General features: G+C 75.2%; 2 protein-coding genes. Both read left to right on the top strand.

The window, feature by feature from the left end; genetic code table 11:
- Nucleotides 1-1,374 (top strand): FtsX-like permease family protein (locus tag PROKR_RS22040; protein ID WP_036967516.1); only part of this gene is annotated, 1,374 nt, incomplete at its 5' end.
- A gap of 102 nt (nucleotides 1,375-1,476) precedes the next feature.
- The coding region (locus PROKR_RS22045) for an ABC transporter permease (protein ID WP_036967519.1) at nucleotides 1,477-2,142 on the top strand (666 nt) is incomplete at its 3' end.

Consider the following 2,142-nt stretch of genomic DNA (forward strand, 5'->3'; position numbering starts at 1 on the left):
GCCGACGCGCCGACGCTGCGCGGCGCGGGTGCCGGCCGGGCCCGGGCCGTCCTGGCCGGTCTCGCCACCTTCGGCGGACTCGCGGTCATGGCCGGTGGGGTCTACCTGGGGATGTCCGACAGCGCGGACGTCGGCGTGCTGGCCGCCGTGGCCGGTGGCTGCGTGTCCCTGGTGGGCGTGGTCGTCGGTGCGGTCTTCTGGCTGCCCAAGGTCGCCGCCGGCATCGGCCGCCTGCTCGGTCCGGCCGGCCCTGCCGCCAGGCTCGCGGCGGCCAACACGCAGCGCAACCCGCGTCGCACGGCGGCGACGGCGACCGCGCTGCTCATCGGCGTCACGCTCGTCTCCATGATGACCACGGGCGCCGCGAGCGCCCGGCTCGCCATGGACGAGGAGCTCGACGCGCAGTACCCCGTGGACCTCGCGGTCTCCGCGACGTCGTACGACGCCGAGGGGAACCTGGTCGCCCTGCCGGGCTCCGTGACCGACGCCGTGCGTGACGTCGGCGACCTGCGCGCCGTGGCCGAGGTGACCACGCTGACCGCGGCCGTCGGTGGTGACGTCGAGTCGTTCGTCCCGGTCACCGCTGCGGCACCCGAGGGCCTGCGCGGGGTGCTGAGCACACCGGACGACGTCGCGTCGCTGGAGCGCGGCACGCTGCTCCTGCCCGACCGGGTCGCCGAGGACTACGGCCTGGAGGGGCGCGACACCGTCACGCTCATCGGGCCGGCCGGCGAGGTGACCCTGGACGTCGTCGGCACGGACCTGCGTACCTCCTCCGCCTACCTGACCCCGAACGACCTGGCCGGCTTCACCCGGGAGGTGAGCGCGAACACCCTGTGGGGGAGCGTCGCCGAGGGCAGCGACCCGGCGGATGCCGTCGCCGCGGTGCAGGATGCCGTCTCGGTGACGGGAGAGGCCGTGGACGTGACCGGCGCGGCCGTCGAACGAGAGGCCTACCAGGAGGTGATCGACGTGATCCTGGGGATCGTGGTCGGCCTGCTCGCGGTGGCCGTGATCATCGCGCTCATCGGCGTGGCCAACACCCTCTCGTTGTCCGTCGTCGAACGCACCCGCGAGAACGCGATGCTCCGGGCGATCGGGCTCTCGACGGCGCAGCTGCGGGCGACGCTCGCCATCGAGGGCATGCTCATCGCCGGGGTCGGCGCCCTGCTCGGGATCCTGCTGGGACTCGTGTACGGCTGGGCAGGTGCCGCCTCGGCCCTGTCCGGCGTGGGCACGGTGCCGCTCGCGGTCCCGTGGGCCGAGATCGCCACCGTCCTCGGCGTGGCCCTGGTCGCGGGGCTGGTCGCCTCGGTGGTGCCCGCCCGGGCGGCCGTCCGCACCCACCCCGTGGCGGCGCTCGCCGCGGAGTAGCAGTCCCGGCGTGACCGGTCAGCACGCAGCAGCCGCAGCGACTCGAGGGAGAGATCTCGTGGACATACCTCTGTACGTCCCGGCGGGCCGTTCGGCTGCCGCGTGCTGACCGTCAGCCCCACCGTGCGCCTCACCGTGGCCCAGATGCGCCGCGGCCTGGGCCGGCTGGCCGCCGCGGGCCTCGCCATCGTCATCAGCACCGCGTTCGTGGCCGCGACGCTGCAGGCGGGGACCATCATCACCCGCACCACGTACGACCAGGTGGCCGCGCAGTACGCGAGCGCGGACCTGGTGGTCTTCGACCGCGGGGGCACCATGACGCCCGACGACGTCGACGCGGTGCGCGACGTCGCCGGGGTAGCGGCTGCCGACGGGTTCCAGGGCACCTACGCCCAGCTCGACCACGGTGGCCGGACGGTCTACCAGTCGCTCGTCGCCACGCCGTCGGACCAGCGGCTCACACCGCTGGTCCTGGCCGTCGGCGCCTGGCCGGACGAGCCCGACCGCATCGCCCTGCCCGCCGACGTCGCCGAGCTCCTCGGCGTCGGCGTGGGCGACACCGTCGCCTCCACGCGCTGCCTGCTGGGCGAGCACCCCGCCGTGGGCAAGCACGGGTCCGACTGCCACGGTGGTCAGGAGGCCGTCACGCGGCTCACCGTGTCCGGCCTGGTCATCGACCCGGTGGGCGCCTACGCGGCGGGCGGCGGTGTCGCCGTCGTCAGCCCTCGGGCGCTGCGGGAGCGGCTCGCGGACGGCGCCGGCCCGGCG

Origin of the sequence: Promicromonospora kroppenstedtii DSM 19349, from assembly GCF_000515355.1 — a bacterium.
Lineage (GTDB): Bacteria > Actinomycetota > Actinomycetes > Actinomycetales > Cellulomonadaceae > Promicromonospora > Promicromonospora kroppenstedtii.